At 46.9% G+C, this 22608-nt stretch carries 16 protein-coding genes; 4 read left to right on the top strand and 12 right to left on the bottom strand.

Annotated features, from left to right (window positions below; genetic code table 11):
* Nucleotides 1-9 precede the first annotated feature (9 nt).
* From ACYVF1_RS25780 to ACYVF1_RS25760, 5 genes are all read right to left on the bottom strand, one after another.
* Complete coding sequence (locus ACYVF1_RS25780) at nt 10-561, bottom strand: fasciclin domain-containing protein (protein WP_461084389.1); 552 nt, start codon at nt 559-561, stop codon at nt 10-12.
* A gap of 235 nt (nt 562-796) precedes the next feature.
* A complete protein-coding gene (locus ACYVF1_RS25775; protein ID WP_461084387.1) occupies nt 797-1480 on the bottom strand; it encodes an OmpH/Skp family outer membrane protein in 684 nt (227 codons plus the stop codon).
* A gap of 19 nt (nt 1481-1499) precedes the next feature.
* Entirely contained in the window at nt 1500-2072 is a 573-nt protein-coding gene (locus ACYVF1_RS25770) for an OmpH/Skp family outer membrane protein (RefSeq protein ID WP_461084385.1), read from the bottom strand.
* Between the two features lie 103 nt (nt 2073-2175).
* The gene (gene bamA / locus ACYVF1_RS25765; protein WP_461084383.1) at nt 2176-4767 is read right to left on the bottom strand and encodes an outer membrane protein assembly factor BamA; all 2592 of its coding nucleotides are present in this window, start codon (nt 4765-4767) and stop codon (nt 2176-2178) included.
* 108 nt (nt 4768-4875) lie between these two features.
* On the bottom strand, nt 4876-5613 hold the full coding sequence (locus tag ACYVF1_RS25760; RefSeq protein ID WP_461084381.1) for an isoprenyl transferase: 738 nt from the start codon (nt 5611-5613) through the stop codon (nt 4876-4878).
* A 209-nt stretch (nt 5614-5822) separates the two neighbouring features.
* On the opposite strand from ACYVF1_RS25760, the gene ACYVF1_RS25755 reads away from it, so the two are divergent.
* Together ACYVF1_RS25755 and ACYVF1_RS25750 are read left to right on the top strand one after the other, a co-directional pair.
* Nucleotides 5823-6776 carry a fasciclin domain-containing protein gene (locus ACYVF1_RS25755; protein ID WP_461084379.1) on the top strand — a complete coding sequence of 318 codons (954 nt, stop codon included), beginning with the start codon at nt 5823-5825 and terminating at the stop codon, nt 6774-6776.
* 82 nt (nt 6777-6858) lie between these two features.
* The gene (locus ACYVF1_RS25750) at nt 6859-7776 is read left to right on the top strand and encodes an FKBP-type peptidyl-prolyl cis-trans isomerase (RefSeq protein ID WP_461084377.1); all 918 of its coding nucleotides are present in this window, start codon (nt 6859-6861) and stop codon (nt 7774-7776) included.
* A gap of 79 nt (nt 7777-7855) precedes the next feature.
* Here ACYVF1_RS25750 and ACYVF1_RS25745 read toward each other — a convergent pair whose 3' ends face one another.
* The 3 genes from ACYVF1_RS25745 to ACYVF1_RS25735 form a co-directional block, all read right to left on the bottom strand.
* The gene (locus ACYVF1_RS25745) at nt 7856-11458 is read right to left on the bottom strand and encodes an ABC transporter permease/M1 family aminopeptidase (RefSeq protein WP_461084375.1); all 3603 of its coding nucleotides are present in this window, start codon (nt 11456-11458) and stop codon (nt 7856-7858) included.
* Nucleotides 11459-11460: 2 nt separating this feature from the next.
* A complete protein-coding gene (locus ACYVF1_RS25740; protein WP_461084373.1) occupies nt 11461-12381 on the bottom strand; it encodes an ABC transporter ATP-binding protein in 921 nt (306 codons plus the stop codon).
* A gap of 66 nt (nt 12382-12447) precedes the next feature.
* Entirely contained in the window at nt 12448-12825 is a 378-nt protein-coding gene (locus ACYVF1_RS25735; protein ID WP_461084371.1) for a hypothetical protein, read from the bottom strand.
* An 819-nt stretch (nt 12826-13644) separates the two neighbouring features.
* Between ACYVF1_RS25735 and ACYVF1_RS25730 the strand changes: the two genes are divergently transcribed.
* Nucleotides 13645-16698, top strand: a complete 3054-nt coding sequence (locus tag ACYVF1_RS25730) for a TonB-dependent receptor (RefSeq protein ID WP_461084369.1) — start codon at nt 13645-13647, stop codon at nt 16696-16698.
* A gap of 156 nt (nt 16699-16854) precedes the next feature.
* Here ACYVF1_RS25730 and ACYVF1_RS25725 read toward each other — a convergent pair whose 3' ends face one another.
* The 4 genes from ACYVF1_RS25725 to ACYVF1_RS25710 form a co-directional block, all read right to left on the bottom strand.
* Nucleotides 16855-17634 (bottom strand): 3-hydroxyacyl-CoA dehydrogenase, encoded by a 780-nt coding sequence (locus ACYVF1_RS25725; protein ID WP_461084367.1) that lies wholly within the window; start codon nt 17632-17634, stop codon nt 16855-16857.
* A 14-nt stretch (nt 17635-17648) separates the two neighbouring features.
* Complete coding sequence (locus ACYVF1_RS25720) at nt 17649-19232, bottom strand: FAD-dependent oxidoreductase (RefSeq protein WP_461084365.1); 1584 nt, start codon at nt 19230-19232, stop codon at nt 17649-17651.
* Nucleotides 19233-19310: 78 nt separating this feature from the next.
* Nucleotides 19311-20003: a YjjG family noncanonical pyrimidine nucleotidase gene (locus tag ACYVF1_RS25715; RefSeq protein WP_461084363.1), complete on the bottom strand. Its 693-nt coding sequence runs from the start codon at nt 20001-20003 to the stop codon at nt 19311-19313.
* Between the two features lie 111 nt (nt 20004-20114).
* A complete protein-coding gene (locus tag ACYVF1_RS25710) occupies nt 20115-20420 on the bottom strand; it encodes a (2Fe-2S) ferredoxin domain-containing protein (protein ID WP_461084361.1) in 306 nt (101 codons plus the stop codon).
* 217 nt (nt 20421-20637) lie between these two features.
* On the opposite strand from ACYVF1_RS25710, the gene ACYVF1_RS25705 reads away from it, so the two are divergent.
* Nucleotides 20638-22587, top strand: a complete 1950-nt coding sequence (locus ACYVF1_RS25705) for a tetratricopeptide repeat-containing sensor histidine kinase (protein WP_461084359.1) — start codon at nt 20638-20640, stop codon at nt 22585-22587.
* Nucleotides 22588-22608: the final 21 nt, after the last annotated feature.

The raw sequence follows: 22608 nt of genomic DNA, 5'->3' as shown, positions 1-22608 counted from the left end.
TTGAGCCAATTACGGCATCAACACTGTGTCGATTACGTGAATCACGCCGTTTGATTGAAATACGTCGGCAATTGTAACGGTCGACATACCACCTTTAGCATCGGTCAACATAATTTTGTTGCCTTTCTGCGTGGCTGTTAACGTACCACCCGATGCCGTTTTTAGCGTAGCTTTACCGCTCCCGTCTTTAATGGCTTTCATCAAATCTTCGGCACTCATACGGCCCGGTACTACGTGGTAGGTGAGAATACCCGTTAGCATTTCTTTGCTTTCTGGCTTCACCAGCGTTTCCACGGTACCTTTCGGCAGTTTATCGAAGGCTTTGTTAGTTGGGGCAAACACCGTGAATGGACCCGGACCCGATAATGTTTCAACTAGACCGGCTGCTTTTACAGCGGCTACCAACGTAGTATGGTCTTTTGAGTTAACAGCATTTTCAATAATATTTTTCGACGGGTACATAGGTGCGCCACCTACTGTTACCGTTTTTTCCTGAGCAAATGAAACCTGACCAACAGCTAATAAGGTAAGTAAGGCGAAAGTGAATTTGAGTGTCTTCATTGTCGTTGTTTTTTGACGTAGTTGAAATGTGTATTGAATGCTTTACTGTTTGTTGATCAACGGGAAGACTTACGCTAGAGTAGTAAAGTTTGGATTTATTATCTTGTAAAATATTTTATAAACGCTTGGTTATCAGAAAATTATATTAAATAATTTTAAGTAGAACTACACAATACAATAAAAAAAGCCCCTTCTAATGGAAGGGGCTTAGTGATATTTACTAACCTAAAATACCTTAGTTTTTCTTAGGTGGTGTTGCTGTTGAACCGGTTGGAGCCGTTGTCTTAGGAGCTGTTGTGCTACCACCTGTTGCAGCAGGTTTAGCCGCAGCGGCAGCCGCAGCAGCTTTAGCAGGGTCAATACCTAGTTTCTTCAACACCAGTTCGGTAATGTTATTTTCTTCCGGAGCCACCAACAGAATAGGGATGGTGTTAGCGCCGGCATCCAGGTTAAAAACGTACTGATAGCCATTTTCTTTAGCAACGCCATCAATCGCTTTCTGAATTTTCTGGACTACTGGATTCACCAACTGCTGATATTTCGTCTGCAGTGATTGCTCGGCTGTCCGGCCAAATTCCTGAATCCGTGTGTTCAGGCTTTGTAGTTCCGTTTCACGGTCTTTCCGAATCACGTCTGACATTTGAGCGGCACCTTTTTCGTAGGCCTCATATTTGCCCTGAAGTTCGGTTTGCATCCGCTTCAGTTCATTTTCAGACTGCGTCCGCTGGATGGTCAATTGATTCTGAATATCTTTTGCTTCAGGCGTTTGGGCTAATACGTAGTCAATGTTCGTATAACCTAACTTCAGGGGACCTGCTGCCGTAGTCGTAGTTGGTGTTGCAGCGGGCGCTTGTGCCTGTGCGTTTAAACCACCCATCAGCAGGGCTGCCGCAAACGCTATGACAAAGTTTTTCTTCATTTCAAATTAGTTGTTTGTGTTACTTTGGTTTTGTGGTTGTTTTGTTTGTTGGATTACCGTTAGTAGCAGTAGGTTTAGTCTCTAAGCCGAGTTCTTCCATGACGTAATCTGAATAGTCATGTCTAGGGTTCGTATAGAGCATAACAAAGTCAGAGGCTTTATCGAAAATGAAATCCAGCTTTCGTTGTGCACATATTTTCTCAAGTGCCTTGTTGATTAAATCGAGCGGAGTTTTCATCAGCTCCTTTTTCTTCTCAAACAAGTAACCCTGATAACCAAATACTTTGTTGTTATACTCCCGTGCTTCCCGCTCTTTATCACTAATGATACGTTGCCGTTCGCGCTTCATGTCTTCGGTTAGCAGAATTTCTTCGGCCTGATACGCTTTCTGCAACTTTTCAATCTCGACGTATTTGTCCTGAATATCTTTCGACCATTTGTCGGCAAACTTGTCGATTTCCGTTAATGCCTTCTGATACTCTGGCATTTTACTCAAAATGTACTCACTATCAATGTAGCCAAACTTTTGAGCCTGAGCAGTAGGTACGAGCCAAACGGAACACAAAAGTACAAAAAACAAGGCTCTTTTCATGGCTGAACGTTTAATTTTTAAGGGAAGTGATTGATTGTCAGGAAACCTAATTATATGAAAAGATATAGATTTCCTGACTGAAAACGTTTGCCGGCTTGAAATCTTATCTGAACTGCTGACCAATTGTAAAGTGGAACTGACCCGATGCCTGATCTTTCACGCCCGGAATCTTATCGAAACCATAACCATAGTCAATACCGATCAAGCCAAAAGCAGGCATGAAAATACGGGCACCAAAGCCAACGGACCGCTTCAGATCAAATGGGTTATACTGCTTATAACTAGCCCAGTTGTTACCTGCTTCCAAGAAGGTCAGTACGAAAATGGTTGCCGATGGATTGAGCGATACGGGGTAACGTAGCTCGGCGACAAACTTGTTGTAAACAACTCCCCCCTGACTCCGCGACTGTGCATCAACCGCCCGGTTGTAATCGGCTGTATACACGCTACGATCATCATAGCCACGTAAGCCGATAATGTCCTGTGCCAGTGCAAATTGACCCTGGCCAGCTAAGCCCGAACCACCCAGAACGAATCGCTCAAAAGGACCGATCTCAGTGCGGCTGTTGTAGCTACCCAGGAAACCCAGGTGAGCCCGCGTATTAAGTACCAACTTGCCAAATACAGTCTGGAACCAGCTTGCATCGAACATCCACTTATGATATTCAACGAATTTGTATTTTTCTTCAGGCTTAGTCGATTCCGTAACTGTTTTAAAAGCTGAGTAAGGTGGTGTAAACGAGCCACTTAACGTAAACGACGACCCATTCCGTGGAAACTGCGGATTGTCGATACTATTACGCGACAGCGTTGTATTGAACGTAATGTTGTTTGAGATACCGTTCTTATAGCCGATATAAAACAAGTCGAGGTTGTTCAAGTCGTACCGTTGATACGAAAGCGAATTGCTCAGCGAGAAATAATCGTCAGGTACTTTTAATTGCCGACCCAAGCCAATCGAAATCGATGTATTTGTGTATGAACCGGTTGGTGTACGACCTTGCAAACTCTGGTAAATACTGTACGGATTCAGCGGATCATAGAAGGTTCGATACACTGTATGGCTTGCACTGACCGACAGGGCATTAGGTTTACGACCTCCCAGCCAGGGCTCCGTGAACGACAGTGAATACACCTGATACTGCGACCCGTTAGCCTGGAAACGTAGCTGCACGCGCTGACCGTCGCCTGCTGGCAGCGGACGCCAGGCGCTGAAATTCGGAATATTACGGGCCGAGAAATTATTGAATGTAAGTCCCAACGTACCAACGAAACCTACGTAGCCACCCCAGCCACCTGACAGCTCAATCTGGTCCGACGGTTTTTCTTCGACAGTGTATTCAATATCAACCGTACCATCGTTCTGCGGAATAGGATTGATGCCGATTTTTTCAGGATCAAAATAACCGATGGTGGCTAGCTCCCGCTGGGTACGTATTAGGTTGGTTTTGGAAAATTTCTGGCCTGGTAATGTGCGAATTGTACGCATCACTACGTGGTCGCTCGTTTTTGTATTGCCATTCAGAATCACGCGGTTGATGGTTGCCTGCTTTCCTTCCGAAATACGTACCTCTAGGTCGATAGAGTCGCCATCAATCGATTTCTCGATGGGCTGCGCGTTATAGTATAGATAGCCATCATCCATATAAAGCGAGCTTAAGTCCTGACCGGGGTTACCGTTAAGCTTCTTGTCCAGATCTTCAGGATTATATACATCGCCCTTAGCCACACCCAGCACTTCGCGCAATCGGTCAGCAGTATAGAGGTAGTTACCCGCAAACGTAACATTTCGGTAATAATACTTGTGTCCCTCGTTTACTTTCATATTAATGGTGATAGTTTTGCCACCATTGTTCACCACCGTATCGTGTTCTACGATCGCATCGCGATAACCGAGTTTATTATAATACTCAACGAGCTTCTGTTTATCTTCTTCGTATTTCTTAGGAATAAATTTAGAAGGAGTAAAAAGGCGGCCGAAGCGCATCTCTTTAGTGCCCTTCATTTTCATACGTACCGCTGATTCTTCTACTTCATCAATACCTTCAAGATTGATTTTAGCAATCTTCACTTTCTGCCCTTTATCGACCAATACGCGCATGGTGGCGTTGTTGCGGGCACTATCAGGAATTGTCGTGATTTTAACTTTAGTGTTCAGATATCCCTTATCGACAAAGTATTTCCGAACAGCCATTTGGGTGTTTTTAGTGATCGTATTCGTCACGATTTTGCCCAGATTCAGCTTCACTTTGTCTTTCAACTGATCCTGCTCGCCTTTCTTAACACCCATGAAATTTACCCGGTAAAGACGGGGCCGTTCCTGAACCCGGAACATAAGCGCAACTTTTCCTTCACTTGCGTTTGTGGCAAACATCTCGACATTATCCAGCAGGCCAGATTCCATCAATTTGCGTACTGCCGAACCCATTACTTCGCCCGGAATGCGGACTTTATCGCCTACTTTCAGGCCCGCTAGCGAAACCAGCGAATTGGGATCGAGATAACGGGTACCCGTCACGGTCAGGCCGGTAATTTCATATTCTTTTGGGCTTGCATAATTCAGGAGGTCATCACTGCTTGCCTGTGTTTCGGTGGGGCGACCCACGCCAACCCGCACTTGCGCCTGAACCTGAGCAGGGACTATACTGCCGAGCAACAATAAGGCACTTAGTACGATTTTTATACGGTGTTCCAAGTTGAGGTACGTGTTATGTTGTTGATTGTCAAGACTCCGATTGCTCACAAACCGTTGTAGCGTTTGCTGTTTATTTTCGAGCTACAATTCGGGGCGATTTAACGAATCTTATTTCACTAATTGTTCACTGGTTTTTCCGAATCGACGCTCCCGATTCTGATAGCTGATAATGGCCTGATACAGATGCTCACGCCGGAAATCTGGCCACAGAACGTCGGGCATATAGAGTTCGGAATAAGCCAGTTGCCAGAGCATAAAGTTGCTAATCCGCATCTCCCCGCTCGTTCGAATCATCAGTTCCGGATCGGGCATATTATGGGTGGTCAGGTGTTGTTTAAATACGTTTTCATCGATACGTTCGGGTGATAGCCGACCTGCCTGTACTTCCAACGCCAACTGACGAGCCGCTTCCAGGATCTCCCAGCGACCGCTGTAGCTAAGCGCCAGTACCAGCGTTAAACCCGTGTTCCCGGCCGTTTCGCGAATGGCTTCAGCTAACTCGCGCTGGCAATCGTTAGGCAAACTTGTCGTGTGGCCAATGGTTGCCAGCTTAACATTATTGTTCATCAACGTTTTGATTTCTCCGCGAATGGTATGTACCAGCAGCGTCATCAGGGCGTCGACTTCAAATTTTGGACGATTCCAGTTTTCGGTAGAAAAGGCGTAGAGTGTCAGGAATTTTACGCCTAATTCAGCACAGCCTTCTGTTACTTCCCGCACCGCCTTAATGGCATTGTGGTGCCCAAATACCCTGGCTGCTCCCTGCTTTTTGGCCCAGCGTCCGTTTCCATCCATGATAACGGCTATGTGCTGGGGCAGATTGCTCGGGTCAATGTGTTCCTTCATCCCAATTGGGGAGTTTTAAGGTAATTTAACAAGACCGCGAAGATACGCAAATTTAATCAGTTAATCAGCCCACTTTTTCAACGAATCGTTCGTTCACTTCGCAACCGTTCTACCTAAATAACAATGCGTATCTTTGTTCGGCGATACGACAGACTAACCCATTCCGTTTCTTAATATATAAATCTCACCTTTTTAGGAAGATACTGGATATGACTACTTCTTTTCCGATGTTTCTGAATCGATTTATCTGGTTGCTGTTGGTGGTGATGGTCGGAGGAAGCTGTAAAAAGGCTGACGATGTGGCTGCGCCCAAAACAATTACGGACTATATTCAGGAAAACAATCAGTTCAGTCTGTTGCGGGCGGCTATCTCACACGCGGGTCTGGGTGATGCCCTCAAAGCCGCTAATCTGACGATTTTTGCCCCAAACGACGCGGCTGTTCAGGCGGCTGGCTTGTCGACCGAAGCGGCTATCCGGGCGTTACCGAAAGAACAAGTTAAAGCACTCGTACTTTACCACGTTTTGTATGCTCCGGTATCTACGTCGGCTATTCCGTCGGGGGTCAATTCCATCGAAACTGCTAGCAAAGGCATAGCATTTCTGAATAAAACCAGTGGCGGTGCCATCTATATTAATCAGGCTCAGATCACACAAGCCGATATTTCGGTTGCCAATGGTATGGTACATGTTATTGATAAAGTACTGAACCCATCGACGGGTACTATGTTGTCTACACTTCAGGGAAATACCAACCTTACATTGCTGACGGCCGCTTTAAAACGTATCAGTAGTAGCAATACGACGATAGCGGGTATTCTCAATAATACTACGTCGACAAATACCATTACGTTGTTCGCGCCAAACGATGCCGCCTTTCAATCTGCCGGTTACAAGGACGTAGCAGCAATCAACTCGGCCAACCTGAATACGTTGACCAATACGTTGCTGTATCACGTTTTATCGGGTGTTACATTTTCGAATCAGTTTCAGACCAACAGTTACAATACGTTGCTGAGTGGTAGTAAAGTAAACATAACGGCCACCTCTAATCAGGTCGCTGTTAAAGGGGCAAAAAATTCTGGATTCGCAACAATCAAATCTGCTGATTTGGCTACCGCCAACGGTGTGATTCATGTTATTGACCAAGTGCTTTTACCCTAAAAATAGGACAACCGTTCCAACGCTTTGCCACGAATGGGCGTCTATGTGCGTAGTAGTTTTGTTGTTCACTAAGTTTATTTTCATGCATAAACATCCTCTTTTCATTGTCGGAGTGTTACTGCTGGGTGGTTTGGCTGCGTGCCAACCCTCAAATGTTGATGCTACCGACGACACAGCCGCTATATACGAGTCGAATAAGATTGACATCGAAAATTACAGGGTCAGTAAAGGGCTGTCTGGTACGTCGACTGCTTCGGGTCTGTATTACATTATTACCAAAGCAGGTTCATCATCTGTAACGCCTGCATACGGGCAGGAAATTGAATTTAACTACAAGCTCTACGCCCTGACCCGGAGCACGAGTAATACGTCGGTGGTGACAGAAAAATTAGTCGATTCCGCTTATGCTGTCAACCCCGCTTATTTCCCGCTCTTCCCGAATGCCCTGAAACCAGGTCTGGAAGAAGGTATTTTGCGCATGCACGAGGGCGAACAATCTATATTGCTTATGCCGTCTCTGCTGGCGTTTGGCAACTCCGCGAATGGTGATATAGCTGCAAACTCCCCGGTTCGGTTCGACATAACGTTACGTCGCTCCCGGACGGAAGACCAGCAGATTGATGACTACATTGCTATAAATAAGTGGACGGTGACTGAAACAACAAGCAATGGAGTACGTATCATTAAAACCGTGACTAACCAAACCGGTCCTGTGCCCGCAAGTGGCCAAACGATGACGATTAAATTTGCTGGTAAATTGCTTCGTGCTACTACAGGCTTTTCGGGCGGAACGGGCACGGACAGCAAAAAGTTTGGCGAAACGAAATACGTACCAGGCTTTGAAGAAGGGCTATCGAGATTGCGGGTTGGTGAAAAAGCTACCGTCATTTTCCCGTCATCGCAGGGCTATGGTGCTACGGGTGCCGGACAGAATGGTGTATACGTAATACCACCTTACTCGCCCCTTCAGTTTGATCTGGAACTGGTTTCGTCGCAGTAGTGCTACGTTCCAACGCAATAATAATTTCATAAAAAAAGCGACCTGTGCTACGTCAGGTCGCTTTTTGTTTTCTACGCATTCAATTCAAGCCTCTGGTGTTATCGTCAGGTTCAAGGTCGAAAAGCAGGTAATTCGGATCGATGCCGGCTCGACTGGGCTTTTCTGCTACGTTCACTGTAATCGTCTGATTGCCGGCGCGAATGCGCTGCTTTTGCAGGTAAAGTGGTTTGGAAAAGTTGTGCCGGGCAAAAACACCAATTTCAATCCAGTCATTCATCGGCTGTACAATCTCCGTACCTGAACCGTCGACAATCGCTTTCCGGGCATTCAGTTTGAGCCTTACCTGCCATTTCCCTTTATCAAGCTGTTGAGCAGTAGCCTCTTCTGTTTTGAGCTGCCAATAGATATTCTTTTCAAAATAATCACGTAGCAAATAGTGAAGAGAATCGGGTGTAACGGCCTTGAGTTCCTGATAAAGATTGAGTGAAGTGGGTAGGGGAGGGCCACCCGAAGCATGTTTGGCGAGTAATTGCCGGAGTGCAGAATTCACGCGCTCCCTGCCGATGTATTTAGTCAGCGCATACAAGGCCAGCGGCCCTTTCCGGTAGCCCAGGAAACGGTCGTTTGCCAGGAGTAAAGGGGCCGTAGTGCGAGCGCGGGGCACTTCATACGAGTCGCGCCAAAGGCTGCGTAGCTTTCGTGACTGATCGTCACCATAGGCCTCTTCCAGCACGTTGAGTCCGGAATAGTTGGCGAGCGTCTCCGACAATAAAATCCCTCCCCGGATAGGCGCAGGTGTGAGTTGAGCCGCTCCCCACCACTGATGCGATACCTCATGCGACATCCCGAAATAAACAATATCAAGCGCGTCGGGATGATTTTTGAAATTCGCTAATGTGAAGTTTTCGCCGTAATCAATGGTGGTTGGTTCAGCATTCAATGCGCCACCCCCAGATCGTTCGACGATGGTAAGATGGCTGTAAGGATATGGACCGAACTTCGTAGTATAATAACGTAGCGAAGCGTTGATGCTACGTTTAAGGCGGTCAATATTCTCTGTATGGGCTGGGTGGTGGTATATTTTAACGGCTATTTGTCGCTTCGGATTGGCTGATGAATCAACCCAGTTGCTTTCAGAAAGGGCATATACGGCCGAAAAAAAGGAATACGTATTTCGGGTAGGCGCACTGGTTGCATACTGAAAATAATTGCGTCCGTTTTTTGTCCATTTCCTGAGCAGCGCTCCCGGAGCAACGGCAATCTGGTCCTTTTCTGTACCCATTACCGCTTCGAAGGTAGTTAGTTCCTGGCCGTCCAGAATTGCTCTGGATGTTGTGTCGAAGGGAGACGGAATGATACGTGGTTTAAGGCCGTATTTCTTCCGTTCGACCATTTTTCTGAGTTCGAGAGTGGCCTGATAGCCAATGGCCGGCATCCAGTCATGATTGACGAAATACGTACCATTCGGAAGTACGGCGTCATGAACCCGTTTGTTACGGAAGCCCTTTACCTGGTAACGGACCTCAAAACGGAGACGTAGTGAATCGCCCGGTTGAAGCGGTTTGGCCAATTTGTAGATATGGTAACCTAGCGCCTTATCTTCCAACGAAGGAGTAGCTGGTCGGTCAAAAGTTATTGTTCCTGTCTCTACTCCTGATTTCGTAGTGAGATGGATAGAATCGATCGGTACGTTCACCCGATTAACCAGACTGTAGATGCCGCGAACCTCGGCTTTCTGCTGCGACGGATATAGTTCAACGGAGAGCTGGATGGCAGTCAGACGAGGTTGCGGGATATCTGCGTACTTTTTGTAAGATTGCTCATAATGAGCATAGTAGCCTGCTACGTCCGCTGCTGCATTGTAATTGTTTAGTACGTTGGTGTTGTAAAAAATATAAATACCAGCTAGCAACGTAACACCTGCGGCAACTGTAGTTGTGATTATTGTTGGGCGGGTGAAACGAGGGCGTATTAACTGAATTCGCATATTGAGCCCTTCCGACATGCTACGTACCCAGAGCAGTCTTGCAACTACGGCCAACAGTAGAGCCCAGCCTGTCCAGTATAGCTTGAACCAGAGCCAGGGTGCTACGTTAGGCTCAAAACCGCGCATATCCGTGTAAGACCAGCCCGGATCACCGCCGTAGATAAGCAGGTTATGTTCGATGCCCAGCCGGGAAGAGAAGGCTATGGATACATAAACGATTAATACAACTAGGTGGCCCAGGTATTTTTGATTGACCACTACGTGGATGACCAGTGCAAGCAGGGCGAAAAGGAGGTAATCTGCCAGTTGGAAGCCGAAGAGAGCTTTCAGATAAACTACCAATTCGAAATGAGTATACCCTTCGTATAACTGAGTGAATATGCCAGCCATCAGTAGGAAAAACAGCCATACCAGAATGATCAGCCCAAGCCCCAGAAATTTGCCCAGAAAAAGCACCCATTCCGACACCGGGAACGTATCAGAAATCCGGTTTACTCTGGCCTCTCTTTCCCGCCATACCAACTCCCCGGCAAAAAAGACGGTAAGCATTGGAATAATGATTAATGTACTGGCAACATCTCTCAGCGGAGCCGTCAACACGCTTAGCACGTTAGCCGTTGTGGGAATTTGAGGAACACCCAGTTGTTTAAGATAGCCTTGCGCGAATAAAATCCGGTGCAGAGCGAAGAATGCTATGACTGGGAGCCCAAATTTGCTTCTTGCGATCGTGCGAAATGAAGATAAGGCGATGGTCCGTATCTGGCTGCTATAGGTTGCAAAACCAAATGCGCGATCAACCTTCGGAACAAAAACTGTAAATTTCTCTGAGATACTGGATTCCGAATTGATAGGGCTCTTCGTCCGGCGTTTTCGTTTAAGACGACTCCAAAATGTGCTTTCGACTGGATGACTGAATCGGAATCGAGCATAAGTGTACGCAAGCGACACCAGCGCAACACTGATCCATATCAGCCGATTCCAGAGAAACATCCCCTCCAGCGCTATCAATCGGGTATTTCGTTCAGCAGCTGACCAGGATTCCATGTCAGGTATAAGGTTGATTCCGGAAAGATCGATTAACCGCCACAGGTCTCTATTCCCGGACGATTCAGCGGCTGATAGTCCGATAATATGGGAAACGATGGGGAAAATGAGGATGCTGCCTATGGAAGCGCCAATGGCTCTACGTTCCTGAACGGCTATCGAAAATTGACAGGCTGTTACGACAAAGGTATTCGGTAAAGCCAGGTAAAAGAAGGTAGTCAGATAAGCTTCCGGCTGAAAGGGACCAAGCGAGCCTTGTTGAATTTTAACTACATACATAGCCAGTAAGTAAAAAACGGGAATGGTTAACTGGATCAGGATGTTGAGCATAAAAGCAGCCATGAACCTTCCGCCCAGGTAGTCAAGTTTGCTGACCGGAGCCGCGTACATAAGAGGATGGAGCCCCGTCTGAAAATCCCGTGCAGCCGCATTTCCAGCAATAGCACCAGCCGACAGCAGCCACACTAATCCACTGAAAACGGTTCCCGAAATGATAAAGAACGTAGCGTTTACGTTTATATCATATTCAGTAGGATCAGCGATTTTCGTCAGCAGAAGAACAAATAAAGGAGGAATTGCTACGTATACCCAGGTCGAAAAATGACATAACTGATACCTGAATTCAAATTGAAAAATCTGGCGGAATTTCATGGCTATACCTCTGTATCTTGTCCGCTGATTTCAGGTTTATAGTGCCCCGACATGGCGCTAAAATAAACGTCTTCAAGGTCTGGGATGGCCTGTTCAAATTGCTCCCCTGGCGACGTAGCACTGTACACATGCACGAGTGTGCGGCCTGATAAAAGTTTGGTAGAAATTATAGAATGCTGCTGTTCCAGCTTCGGAAGTTCCTCTCTCGAAATCATGCAGCGCCAGATTTTCCCCCGGAGATCATCCACGGCACGTAGCGGTTCGGCCTCAAGCAGTATCTTGCCTTTGTTGATGATGGCCATTTTGGTGCAAAGTTCACTCACATCTTCAACAATGTGCGTAGAAAGCAGCACTACGCTGTTTTCGCCTAACTCACTGAGTAAGTTCAGGAAACGAACCCGCTCGGCTGGGTCAAGGCCGGCTGTTGGTTCATCGACGATCAACAACTTTGGATTTCCCAGCAAAGCTACTGCGACGCCAAATCGCTGGCGCATACCCCCCGAATAACCGCCCAGCTTTTGTTTGCGAACATCCCAAAGATTCGTCCTACGTAGCAGATTCTCAACAACTTCCCGTCGTGACCGACGTTCGGAGAAACCCTTGAGTACCGCAAAATGGTCGAGCAGTTCTTCCGCTCTCGCTTTTGGATAAAGACCAAACTCCTGAGGCAGGTAGCCAAGTGTCTGACGTACCTCATCTTTCTGATTCACTACGTCGATATTGCCTAGATAAATATTGCCTTCGTCAGGCTCCTGCAACGTAGCGAGGATGCGCATCAGCGTAGATTTGCCCGCCCCGTTCGGACCCAGCAAACCGTATAAGCCATTGGGAATCGTAAGGGTTACATTTGTTAAGGCATGAACCGCATCGGCCGACCGACCGCTGGAATAGGTTTTAGAAATATTGGTAATCGTTAGCGCCATATCTTCTACGCGATTGTTTTAATAACTCTTCTACTCCTTTTGGGAGAGCGATTTATAATCAATTAGTTAGATCTGTATGGGCATATTGTGTTCGCGTGGTACGCGTCGAAACAACAGGGCCGATCCGATAAATAGAAGAGCGAAAAAGCCATGGAGACCAAATACCGCAACGACACCATTAGCAAAAGCGGGCGTCCCAATTAGCAACGCAATTGCTGGTACCAGCACCATTGCGAACGACGTAGCAAACAATGCGTGTGACATTCCAAGTGGCTCTACACGTGCGATAATGGCTCCACTTATTCCGACGAGCAGCACACCGAAATACATCATGTTGGCGGGGTTATCTCCTAGGATTCCGCCAACAGCTGCATTCATCCAAACGAGTAAAAGCACCGCCGATATGGCCAATCCGACGGCGAATCGATAGACTTTATTACTCATTTTATTCGTTGATACCAATTTATACATGAGATTGGCACTACCGAGTAAAATAGCAAAGGCAAGAACAAAAACGCCTGATTGCCAATGCCAAAGGGCAAGAAGTGTCAGCAATAAAGGAATAAGTATGATGAGTGCGACGACTGCCCATCCAGTCAGGTTTTTTCTATGGCTTTGCATAAGTTAAAAATTATTTTCTCTGGTAACTTCTGTGGTTGACTCAATACCGATCTGGCTACATCCTTTTGTAAAACTTCGCTTCATTTTCACTTCTTATTAGAAATCGCTGGGCAGAAATCTGGTGATTTTGATGATAAACATCTTGGACTGGCAAATCTATTTAAAAGTACTTTGTATTTCAAAGTAAAATAAAAATAATTCGGTTAATTGATTGAAGTGGCTAATGTGAGCTAAAGAAAAGTCAGGCTAATTGTATTCTGTATATACCCATGGCGAAGTAAGCTAGCAGAGGTGATTAAGAGCTTAATTCATCTATTATTTCGAGCAAAATCTAACGAGTCTAATTACTGTAAGCAGAATTTTTACACTATATCAAATAAATGTTCTTTGAAATACTATTAGTATACTTACTGTTGGTAATATATTGGTAATCAGATAGTATACTTTTAACAGATAATAAATCTTCCAATTTTAAGATACACGTTGCTAATTGTATCAAACTTTAATAATACCTCATCAAAAAATATTTATTTTGTAGTTATTTATTTGGTAAATAAGTTAATAAGAAAAATTTTATTTGTTAAAAGTTCATTTAGGCGGATGGATTATTCTAATTTTGCCTACTTGTAATTTTATCTACCTATGAAAATTCATTACAGACTAACTCAATTGATGTTGAGTGCTGCCCTCTGGGGGTTGACGCTCACCGCCGTTCTGGCGCAGGGAGTTCGAGGGCGTGTTATAGATGCCGCTTCGAAGGCAGCAATTCCAGGAGCGACTATAGTTGTAGTAGGTACCAATACGGGTGCTACCGCCGACGCTAATGGTGAGTACACCTTCAAAATAAACCCTGGTACGTATACACTTCGAGTAAGTTTTGTGGGTTATGAATCATTGAGCGTACCTGTCTCAGTAGCCGCCGGGACCGATGCCATAGCCAATGCAGAACTGAAAGAAACGTCGTCGGCCCTAAGTGAAGTTGTCGTAGTCGGATCACGTTCGCAGACGGCTCGTACAAATATTCAAACGTTATCCCCAGTGGATGTCATCACCACCAAAGAGCTTAAAGGCTTCCCGCAGGTCGACGTTGGCCAGATACTGAATTTTGCAGCTCCTTCCTTCAACTCTAACCGTCAGACCGTAGCCGATGGAACCGACCACCTTGATCCGGCTTCGTTACGTGGGCTTGGTCCTGACCAGGTGCTGGTGTTGGTGAATGGTAAACGTCGGCATACGTCAGCACTGCTCAACATCAACGGAACTGTGGGTCGGGGTTCGGTAGGAACCGACATGAATGCTATTCCCGTGGCCGCCATCGAACGTATCGAAGTGCTTCGTGACGGAGCCGCTGCGCAGTATGGTTCCGATGCCATTGCAGGAGTTATCAACGTAGTATTAAAGAAAAATTATGAAGGACTAACGGCCTCATTAACAGCGGGCGAGAACCTGACAAACCTGAAATACAACGTACCTGTATATAATGGCGGCTCTAATCAAATCAGCAAAAATATTACTGATGGGAGCGTATTGCAGTTCGATATTACCAAGGGATTTCGCTTAGGGTCTTCTGGTTTTCTAACGGTTAGCGGTCAGTATAATGAACGGGGACGTAGCAATCGAAGTGGCCCTGATAATGCACCCACCATTTATCTGGGGGCATCTGGCGGATTTCCTGGAAATATTACACTGGCTGATGGTAAAACAACTGCTTTGTATCAGGTAGGTGGTTTTGCCAGTCAGGCAGCTTTCAATCAGGCATTGGTTACGGAAGATGCCAAGCTGGTCGCTCAACGAGGTTACGACCGCCAGAACATGGTTATTGGTAACTCAGCTTCTAAAAATTTAGGGGTATTTATCAATGGCTCACTACCTGTGAGCACTAAATCAGAGCTTTATTTTACGGGTGGATTGACGTATCGATCCGGCACGGGCTACGGCAATAATCGGATTCCGGTCTCGCGCTCGCAACAACCGCTCAAGGCCGACGGAGCGCTTTACTATCCTGATGGTTTCTTACCGGGAATTGGATCGAAAATTTTGGATCAGTCACTGTTGGTGGGCTTTAAAACCAAGCTGGGTAGCTGGAACGTGGACTTAAGTAATACGTTCGGGCAAAACTCATTTAAATTCTCTGTATTTGATTCGGGCAATGCATCGCTGCCAAGCTCGGGTAGCATCCAGACCGAATTTGATGCCGGTAAACTGCAGTTTTCGCAAAATACGGTTAACCTTGACTTCTCCCGGAACTTTACTCAGCTTGGCGTATTGTCGAGTTTAAACGTAGCATACGGGGGCGAGTTTCGTTTGGAAAACTACTCCATTACGGAAGGAGAACTTAATTCCTATACGGGAGCCGATCTTAAGAAAATAGTGCCTTATGCGCCCATTCCGTTTGCCGATGGAACGGTTAAAGAAGTGCCGACGACGATTAATGGACAGGGGCTTTTTCCAAATTATGCATTGCCGGGCGCACAGGTATTTCCGGGGTTTCAGAAAACAGATGCGATCAATAAATCACGTAACAGCCAGTCGCTTTATCTTGATCTGGAAGGCGAAATGGGCAAATTGCTGATAGGTGCCGCTGGCCGTTTTGAAAACTATAGTGACTTTGGGTCAACGTTGAATGGCAAATTGGCCGCTCGTTTTCAGATAACTCCCAATTTTGCCTTGCGTGGGGCTGCCAGCACAGGCTTCCGGGCGCCGTCGCTTCACCAGCGTTATTTCCAGAATACAAGTACGCAGTTTGTGAGTGGGCAGCCTTCTAACACCTTAACGGTCAATAATGATAGCCCTATTGCACGTACCGTCATTGGGGTGGATGCGCTTAAGCCAGAGACATCAGTTAATCTTACGTTAGGCGCAACCGCTAAAATTGGTCGCTTAACCGCCACCATTGATGCGTATCAGATCGATATTACGAACCGGATTGTGTATTCCGGTGCCTTCTCAAGAGCGTTGTTAGGATTTGGAGCCAATGACTACGTAGGTGTTAATAATGTAAATTTCTTTGCTAATGCGGCCAACACGCGCACCCGTGGGATCGATATTGTGCTGAGCGACCGGATTGCATTGGGGAAAGGGTCTCTACTGCTTACGGCAGCCGTAAACTTCAACAAAAATGAAGTAACTGGGATAAACTCGACGTCTGTAATTGATGATCCAAAAAATAACGAAAACAGTGGCCGTAGCCCGGACCAGTGGTTCAGAACATTACTCTTCGACCGCCAGCAACGGTCCCGTATTGAGGTGTTTCAACCACAAAGCAAATTGAATATCAGTGCGGTTTATTCGATTGGTAAGTTCGATATTACAGCACGTACCGTTCGTTTTGGCGAAATTAAGTACGTGCATAATGTAGATCCTACCATTAAGAAGTCGGATGGAACGTATTGGAATACGCAGTTTGCGCGGGATGCCAATGGTAATGCTTTTATCGATCAAACCTATTCGGCACTTTGGCAGACTGACTTAGTAGTGGGTTTCCGGGCGACGAAAAAACTGACCGTGTCTCTGGGAGCTAATAACGTATTTGATGTCTATCCTGATCAAATTTATATTGACCCACGTAACGCATTAGGCAGTGTTGACTATAATTCAGGTCGGGACGCGTCGAATCGGGGGCGGTTGTTATATCAACCCAACCAGGGCGGGTATAATGGTCGATTTGTATTTACACGGTTAAGTTTTTCAATGTAACTGATTGTGAGAAAGTCTCATATGCAAAAGAGCCGCTATCACAAGCGGCTCTTTTGCATATGAGACTTTAAGTTAGCAAACTTGGATAAAGTCAGTATAATCGAATTCATTACGTTCGATACGTATGCAATACTTACCAACGGTGTAGTGCACTAGTCACTTCGGAGCCATCCGAATTGCCCCATCCAGCCGGATAACTTCGCCATTGAGCATGGGATTTTCGATGATGCTTTTGGCCAGCAGTGCATATTCAGCCGGCCGGCCTAAACGTGACGGAAACGGAACCTGTTGCCCTAACGATAAGCGTGCTTCTTCAGGCAAACCGGCTAATAAAGGCGTTTCGAACAAACCCGGCGCGATAGTCATAACACGGATGCCTGAACGGGATAAATCACGGGCAATGGGCAGCGTCATTCCCACAATGCCGCCTTTTGACGCTGAATAAGCTGCCTGGCCAATCTGTCCGTCATAAGCCGCCACCGACGCTGTGTTAATAATGATACCCCGTTCTCCTTCGTCGTTAGGTTCATTGTGCTCCATGGCTAGTGCGGCCAGCCGTATCACATTGAACGTACCGATGAGGTTAATCGCAATCAGTTTCTGAAAAACCGCCAACGAATGCGCGCCGTACACTCCGTCGACTTTGCCGACTGTTTTACGGGCTTCGGCTACACCGGCACAGTTGACGTTAATGTGCAATCCGCCAAAGGTTTCAACAGCAAGATTTATAGCGGCCTGTACGTCTTCTTCATCCGTTACGTTGGTTCGGTGGAAACGTACCGAATTCCCTAATTCTTCGGCCAGCGCATTGCCGCGTTCAACATTTAGATCGAGAATCACTACGTTCGCGCCGTTGGCCGCCAGCAGCCGCGTAGTGGCTTCACCTAGCCCGGAAGCTCCTCCGGTGACGATAGCCGTTGCGTTTTTGAGTTGCATAAAAATGGAACAGCTTAGTTAATTTGTTGTTTGTTCTGCGCTTTGATGAGCTGTTGTAATTTCAGTACGTCGATGTCCTGAACCGCTTTTTTACTATCAATTGCGAGGCAGGCGGCTTGTGCTGACGATTGCCCCAACACCATAAATACCGGTTCCATACGTATCGAGCCATACGCAATGTGGCTGGCCGACAGACAAACCGGCACCAGCAGATTCTGGATACTACCCCGCTTCGGAATAAGCGCCCGGTAACTAACCGGATAAGGCGGAAATCCACCGACCTGCACATCACCTTCGTTACGTACGTGTGCTACGCCGTTTGCGTCTTTCACCACCAACCGCTGGCAATTGTGTGAATCCATTGTGTAAGCCGCCATGCCAATCGAATCAGGAACGACAACTTTACCTTCGCAATTGGCCTGCGTCATTACGTATTCGCCTACGAGTCGGCGACCTTCGCGGATATAAAGTTGAGGGCTAAAGTTTTTATTATCAACGTATTCGTCTTTTGGGTAACCCCATTGCAGCATTTCGTCGCGCAGGTGTTTGGGTATCCGTGAGTCGTGGCCGATAAAATAAAAAAGACCTTTTGTGTACAGTTCGTGCTCGCGGATGATTTCGGCTCGACGGGCGTAGCTGGCATTAGGATAATCGTAATTCGCGCCGATCATGTCGGTCGAAAAACCCCCGCAGTTGTTGATGTCGGTTTTTCGATTGGGCATCATTACGAAGTGCATCAGATTCCAGGTCAGCTCTTTAGGCATCTTTTGGGAAATCTGACGTAGCAGCAACTCATATTTTGTAGAATCGTAACCTTCGGGGCGTGTAATCGGGATGCGATTAGCTGGGTTATCGGTCAGGCACAGTCGAAAATTATACGCCTGAACGGTGTTGTCGGCGGTGCCGTTTGGAGCCAATGTAGCAGTGCCAATCCCCCAGACTAATCCACTTTCAGGCTTGCCGGGCACTACGTAAGGGTCGACTCCATCGGGAAATTGGTGTTTATCGCGAAACTGCACACCGTTCAGAGGTTCGTTATATTGACTGGCAGACTCCCGACCAACGGTAAATTCGACGCCCGATTTCGCCATCAAATCACCTTCGTAAGAGCAGTCGATGAACTGTTTGGCACGTATCACTCGGTTTGAAGCCGACTTAGTGGTTGAAGCCGGTTCTACCGAAATCTCCTCAATTTGTTGATTCTTCGTTGAAACCGACGCGAGTTGATAGCCAAACCAAACCGGTACGTTGGCTTCTCGGACGTATTGCTTAAATACCGCTTCTGCTACGTGTGGCTCAAAAGTCCACTGCTCCGGTTTTCCGTAATGACGACCGATACGTTTATAAAAATTGCGCGACAGCCCCGTTATGGCCCGTTTATTCCCAATATCAGTCGCGCCCAGTCCACCCGACGACATCCCGCCCAAGTGCTGACCCGGTTCGATAAGCACGACCGTTTTGCCTGATTTCTTGGCCGAATAAGCCGCAATTACTCCCGCCGACGTACCACCATAAATGCAAACATCGACGCTGAGGGGCTGGCTGTATAATAAAACTGGAAAGCAAAGTAGGAACAGAACGTAGCGAAATCGATTCATGGTAGGGGAGTAATTGACAGCAATGTCGGAAGAGACAAAGCAAACGTAATACGATTTTCTACCAGTTTCTTTTCCGATTTATAAAATCGACAGGAGTTCGTTCCAGTGGCGGATATCGTAAGTAGGCTTATCGTCAACGATCTGGCCTTGCGGATTATAGAATACCGTATCTAAACCCACGCTTTTAGCCCCCAGAATATCGGCTTCGTAATTGTCGCCAATCATCAGGCTTTCCGATACGTTTGTGCCGCTAATTTCCATGGCATATTGAAACACCAGCGGATCTGGCTTTTTGGCGTTGGCGTTTTCGCTGGTAATAACGTGCGTGAAGTAGTGAGTGATCTCAGAGCTGGCCATTTTTGCGGCCTGGATTTCGGCGAAACCGTTGGTAATGATATGCATAACGTAGCGCCCGTGCAGGTAATCCAGTATTTCCCGTGCCGATTCGAGCAGGTGCGCTTTGCAGGGCAACAGCTTTAGGTATTCAACGTTCAAATCGGCCTGAACCGCCGATTCATCAATACCCAATGCCTGAAATACAAGCGGAAATCGGTGTTTCCGAATGTAAGTGTGTTCGATTAAATTTTTGTCGTAATCGGCCCACAACTTCCGATTAATGGCAATAAAATGCCGACTGAATTCATCCGCCGAGTTGATACCTAATTCGCCCAACCGAAACGTATCAAATAGTTCAACAAGACATTCCGCCGAGTTGCGGTCAAAATCCCAAAGCGTATGATCCAGGTCAAAGAAAAGATGGCGGTATTTCATAACAGGAGAGTTGTAAAGTTGTAGAGTTATAGGGTTGTACAGTTGGCTGGCGCATGAATTGCTTTCGCGTCAGCCAACTTTACAACCCTATAACCCTACAACTTTATAACTTCAATAATCAAGCTTGAGTCGTTCTACGGGCTGGTCGTTAATTAGATGACTTTCAACAATTTCGTTGACGTCGGAGAGCTGGACGTTGCCGTAATACGTACCTTCTGGATAAACCACTATCGCCGGCCCGAACGCACAGGCATCGAGGCAGCCGGTACGTTGGGCGCGCATTTCTTTTAACAGACCGCGTTCGGCCAGAGCGGCTTTAAACGCATCGACTAGTTCGTTGCCATGAGCCTCGCCACATGATTTCTTGGGAGCGGCCTTCTGGTTATTACAAATGAAAACGTGCTTTTTGTATTTCATAGATTAGCTTGAATCAGAATACAAAGGTACGCAACCCAGCCAAGCCAGTTGTCAGCTTCTGTTTAAAATTGCCTGAATAAAATGAGCGTGCATCAAGAATCTGCCGGATTATGCAAGGATCACTCGAAAACTAACCGTGTAGTAAGTTAACCGTTTACTAAAACTATTGTCGATTGAGTGATAATTCGTTGAAATTTAGAGAGTATATATAACTCTCATGAGATTGAAATTTTACGTAGCTCTCTTTTTTACTTGCCTATACGTAGCGACGGGCCTAGACGCTGTAAGCCAGACGCAGACTTCCCGCCAAATTGATTCGCTGGCTCGTGAAGTTAAAAAATTACAGTCGGCTGGTAAAACAAACGATACTACCTACGCCCGTACCCTAGCCGACTATGCCTATCAGCTCTACGTGGGTGGCTCCAGCAGGCAGGCCGATTCGATAGCCCATCAGAGCGAGCAACTGTCGCGAAAACTCAATTTTGGTCCGGGCGTTTCCCGGTCGATGGTGACGCAGGGGGGGGCACAAATGCAACTCAACAAGTCGGAAAATACCATTCGAATATTTCGGCAGCTCATCCAGGATATTGACCGGTACAAGCTTCCCAAATTAACCCTATGCCGGACGCTGGCCAACCTGGGAGCAACGTATCGACTTCGGGGACAGCTCAAAGAAGCCCTTGACGTAACGATGCAGGCGGTTCAGGTCGAAACGCGCTATAACATTCGGCCCCGCAACGAAAGTCTGCGCGGAACGCTGGGATTTTTGTTTCGCCAATCAGGTCAAATCGATAAGGCGGTAACTTATGTACAGGAAGGAATTGCCATTGCTCAGGAAAATAAGGCACTTATTCAGCAAACACCCCTGGAGGTCGATTTAGGGGCGTTATACAACGAGAAAGGGCAGTATAAACTAGCTGTTGCCATGTATGGTAGTGCGCTGGTTCACAGCCGGCAGACTGGATTCGAGCCTAGTCAGGTCGACGCCCTTAATGGCCTGGCAATCAATCATAGCGAGCTTGGTCATGACCAACAGGCACTAGCTTATGGCAAGCAGGCACTGGCACTAGCCAAGCGACTTGATTATGCCCACAATACCGCGAATGCCCATTACACCCTGGGTGAAGTGTATATGAAGCAGAAGCAGTACGTAGCGGCCGATGCCGAGTTAGGGCAGGCATTCGAGCTGGCGCAGGAAAGTGGTAGTATGGCCAATCAGGTCTTGTTTATGGGCGAACGGGCTGTTGTAGCTGCTCTTCGTAACGATTACCATAACGCCTATATCTATAAAATTCAGGAACAGAAACTGCGTGATTCCGTGATGACGGACGAGCAGAAAGCCCGCACCGACGAACTGGTAGCTCGTTATGAAGCCGAAAAGAAAGAAGCCAGAATCAAATTACTGAATCAGCAGGCGCAGTTGCGTGATAAAGAACTGGCGGTGAAACGCTGGCAAACAAACGCGCTCCTGATTGGTGGGATGTTGATTGTGCTTTTGGGAGGGGCAGTAAGCGCCTGGCTACTGAACCGGGCTCGACTTCGGCGGCTGGAAGAAGCTCAGAATCTTCGCAAACAGATTGCGCATGATCTTCATGACGAGGTGGGCAGCACCCTCAGTAGTATTTCGATGCTGAGTAGCCATACCGATACGTTGCTCAGCCAGAACCGGCCAGAATCGGCCCAGAAGATTGTCCAGAAAATCTACACCGACGCTCGTCAGATTCTGGAATCCGTCGACGAAATCATCTGGACCATCAACCCCGGTAATGATTCATTACATCGCGTCGCGTTACGTCTGAGGGAGTACGCCCAACCCCTGATGGAGTCCAAAGGAATTGATCTTCAATTCAGTGCCGATACGTCGCTGGATAACGTTCCGGTACCGATGGAAGTACGACGAAATCTGTATCTGATTGGCAAAGAGGCTATTAATAACCTAGTGAAATACTCGCAGGCAACACGGGCTACGTTACGTTTTGAACGTAAAGACAATCGGTTGAGAGTACTGATTGAAGACAACGGACGGGGTTTTGTTCAGACCGAAGCCAGTACCCGTAACGGACAACGTAGCATGAAACAACGGGCCGAAGCCATGGGCGGTTTGCTGGAAGTACGTTCTGCCCCGGAGCAGGGCACCCAATTGGTTTTCACTACGTCCATTGCCTGATATGAACTATTCACGACCAGT

The organism is Spirosoma flavus, from assembly GCF_054778555.1.
Note: the sequence above shows the minus strand (reverse complement) of the source record. Positions and strands in the feature narration are given on the sequence as shown.

Bases quoted from the DNA above. Each gene is read 5' to 3' on its own strand.
- ACYVF1_RS25780 (WP_461084389.1), bottom strand. From the start codon at position 561: ATGAAGACACTCAAATTCACTTTCGCCTTACTTACCTTATTAGCTGTT.
- ACYVF1_RS25775 (WP_461084387.1), bottom strand. From the start codon at position 1,480: ATGAAGAAAAACTTTGTCATAGCGTTTGCGGCAGCCCTGCTGATGGGT.
- ACYVF1_RS25770 (WP_461084385.1), bottom strand. From the start codon at position 2,072: ATGAAAAGAGCCTTGTTTTTTGTACTTTTGTGTTCCGTTTGGCTCGTA.
- ACYVF1_RS25760 (WP_461084381.1), bottom strand. From the start codon at position 5,613: ATGAAGGAACACATTGACCCGAGCAATCTGCCCCAGCACATAGCCGTT.
- ACYVF1_RS25755 (WP_461084379.1), top strand. From the start codon at position 5,823: ATGACTACTTCTTTTCCGATGTTTCTGAATCGATTTATCTGGTTGCTG.
- ACYVF1_RS25750 (WP_461084377.1), top strand. From the start codon at position 6,859: ATGCATAAACATCCTCTTTTCATTGTCGGAGTGTTACTGCTGGGTGGT.
- ACYVF1_RS25745 (WP_461084375.1), bottom strand. From the start codon at position 11,458: ATGAAATTCCGCCAGATTTTTCAATTTGAATTCAGGTATCAGTTATGT.
- ACYVF1_RS25740 (WP_461084373.1), bottom strand. From the start codon at position 12,381: ATGGCGCTAACGATTACCAATATTTCTAAAACCTATTCCAGCGGTCGG.
- ACYVF1_RS25735 (WP_461084371.1), bottom strand. From the start codon at position 12,825: ATGAGTAATAAAGTCTATCGATTCGCCGTCGGATTGGCCATATCGGCG.
- ACYVF1_RS25730 (WP_461084369.1), top strand. From the start codon at position 13,645: ATGAAAATTCATTACAGACTAACTCAATTGATGTTGAGTGCTGCCCTC.
- ACYVF1_RS25725 (WP_461084367.1), bottom strand. From the start codon at position 17,634: ATGCAACTCAAAAACGCAACGGCTATCGTCACCGGAGGAGCTTCCGGG.
- ACYVF1_RS25720 (WP_461084365.1), bottom strand. From the start codon at position 19,232: ATGAATCGATTTCGCTACGTTCTGTTCCTACTTTGCTTTCCAGTTTTA.
- ACYVF1_RS25715 (WP_461084363.1), bottom strand. From the start codon at position 20,003: ATGAAATACCGCCATCTTTTCTTTGACCTGGATCATACGCTTTGGGAT.
- ACYVF1_RS25710 (WP_461084361.1), bottom strand. From the start codon at position 20,420: ATGAAATACAAAAAGCACGTTTTCATTTGTAATAACCAGAAGGCCGCT.
- ACYVF1_RS25705 (WP_461084359.1), top strand. From the start codon at position 20,638: ATGAGATTGAAATTTTACGTAGCTCTCTTTTTTACTTGCCTATACGTA.